We start from the raw sequence: 950 nt of genomic DNA on the forward strand, positions 1-950 counted from the left end.
TCATCCTGAGAGCCTGACTGAAAAATGGGGTGAGTGATCTCAGTGGGGTGTGATTCCATCGGATTTGCAAAGATTCGAGGGAGAGCACGATGCCCTGGACTGAGATCACTCGGGAGCAATATCGGCGGGACGATCTGCGTTATGCAAGCGATATGACCGATGCGGAGTGGGCGCTGATCAGACGCCTGTTGCCGCGAGCGAACCGGCGCGGCCGGCCGCGTAAGACGGAGCTGCGTCGTGTGGTCGAAGCGATTCTCTATATCGTTTCGACCGGCTGCCAGTGGCGGGCGCTGCCGCGGGAGTTCCCGCCCTACTCGACGGTGCAGGGCTATTTTTATAGATGGCGGGATACAGGCCGGTGGCAAAGGATTGTCAGCGTCCTTGTCCGACGGGCGCGAAAAAAGCTTGGACGCGCACCGAAGCCGACGGCAGCCGTGATCGACAGTCAAAGTGCGCCGACCACGCAAGCTGGCGGACCGCGCGGCTACGATGCAGGCAAGCGCATCTACGGCCGCAAGCGGCATATTGTGACGGATACCAATGGCCTCCTCCTCGGGGTTCATGTTCATCCGGCCAACGTTCAGGACTGCCATGGCGCCGTACCGCTGCTGAAGAACGTGCGGATGAACTTCCCCCGGCTGCGCCACGTCTTTGCCGACCGGATCTACCGCGGAAATCAACTCCTCGACGCGCTCTCAGACTGCGGTCCATGGACTGTCGAGATCGTCGAGCGGCCCCAAGGCGTCAAAGGCTTCCAGCTTCTGCCGAGGCGGTGGGTGGTCGAACGCACATTCGCTTGGTTCGGCAGATGCCGCCGCCTCGCCAAGGACTTCGAGGCGACGGTGGCAACCGAAGCTGCCTGGCTGCTGATTGCACACATGAGGCTCCTGACCCGCAGACTTGCCGCTGCCCGCAAGGATGGGTGACTTATGAGTCAGACTCTGAGGAGC

At 61.6% G+C, this 950-nt stretch carries 1 protein-coding gene; it reads left to right on the forward strand.

What is annotated here, in order from left to right; genetic code table 11:
* Positions 1-89 precede the first annotated feature (89 nt).
* Positions 90-926: an IS5 family transposase gene (locus QJT82_RS45445; RefSeq protein WP_028341158.1), complete on the forward strand. Its 837-nt coding sequence runs from the start codon at positions 90-92 to the stop codon at positions 924-926.
* The last annotated feature ends 24 nt before the right edge of the window (positions 927-950 follow it).

Source organism: Bradyrhizobium sp. Mp19, assembly GCF_029952935.1.
GTDB lineage: Bacteria > Pseudomonadota > Alphaproteobacteria > Rhizobiales > Xanthobacteraceae > Bradyrhizobium > Bradyrhizobium elkanii.

What these genes read in the sequence shown, in the direction of transcription:
- QJT82_RS45445 (WP_028341158.1), top strand. Translation starts at nt 90, where the DNA reads ATGCCCTGGACTGAGATCACTCGGGAGCAATATCGGCGGGACGATCTG.